1 protein-coding gene is annotated in these 527 nt (G+C 34.0%); it reads left to right on the top strand.

Features of this window, described 5'->3' with window-relative positions:
* Nucleotides 1–485 (top strand): IS6-like element IS257 family transposase (locus HMPREF2802_RS02250; RefSeq protein WP_070502629.1); only part of this gene is annotated, 485 nt, incomplete at its 5' end.
* Nucleotides 486–527 lie beyond the last annotated feature (42 nt).

The raw sequence follows: 527 nt of genomic DNA, 5'->3' as shown, positions 1-527 counted from the left end.
AAAAGCATAAAAAAGCTTATTACAAATGGCGTATTGATGAGACGTACATCAAAATAAAAGGAAAATGGAGCTATTTATATCGTGCCATTGATGCAGAGGGACATACATTAGATATTTGGTTGCGTAAGCAACGAGATAATCATTCAGCATATGCGTTTATCAAACGTCTCATTAAACAATTTGGTAAACCTCAAAAGGTAATTACAGATCAGGCACCTTCAACGAAGGTAGCAATGGCTAAAGTAATTAAAGCTTTTAAACTTAAACCTGACTGTCATTGTACATCGAAATATCTGAATAACCTCATTGAGCAAGATCACCGTCATATTAAAGTAAGAAAGACAAAGTATCAAAGTATCAATACAGCAAAGAATACTTTAAAAGGTATTGAATGTATTTACGCTCTATATAAAAAGAACCGCAGGTCTCTTCAGATCTACGGATTTTCGCCATGCCACGAAATTAGCATCATGCTAGCAAGTTAAGCGAACACTGACATGATAAATTAGTGGTTAGCTATATTTTTT

This window comes from Staphylococcus sp. HMSC071G07 (genome assembly GCF_001811435.1).
GTDB classification, from domain to species: Bacteria; Bacillota; Bacilli; order Staphylococcales; family Staphylococcaceae; genus Staphylococcus; species Staphylococcus pettenkoferi.
This window is presented reverse-complemented; position numbering and strand designations above follow the sequence as displayed.